This window comes from Pseudomonas sp. NPDC086112 (assembly GCF_044746425.1).
In the GTDB taxonomy this organism is placed as follows: Bacteria; Pseudomonadota; Gammaproteobacteria; order Pseudomonadales; family Pseudomonadaceae; genus Aquipseudomonas.
The window spans coordinates 1-256 of record NZ_JBIVCD010000013.1 but is presented as its reverse complement, the minus strand read 5'-3'; the positions used below and the strand labels follow the sequence as shown (position 1 = coordinate 256).

The 256-nt window shown below is 58.6% G+C and carries 1 protein-coding gene; it reads right to left on the bottom strand.

Features of this window, described 5'->3' with window-relative positions; genetic code table 11:
- Positions 1–256, bottom strand: a 256-nt coding sequence (locus ACIPLA_RS11885) for a class I tRNA ligase family protein (RefSeq protein WP_401173242.1), incomplete at both ends; no start/stop codon positions are given.

Below are 256 nucleotides of genomic sequence, written 5' to 3'. Positions count from 1 at the left end.
TTTTTCGCAGTTGTCGCCGTACTGGTCTTCGGTGCCGCATTTCGGGCAGGTGCCCTTGATGAAGCGGTCGGCCAGGAACATTTTCTTTTCCGGGTCGAAGTACTGAGTGATCGAGCGCGTGGCGATGTGCCCGGCGTCGCGCAGCTTCAGGTAGATCTGGCTCGACAGCTCACGGTTTTCTTCGGCGTGAGTGGAGTGGAAGTTGTCGAAGTCCACCAGGAACTCGGCAAATACGCCGCGGGGTACAGCATGGACG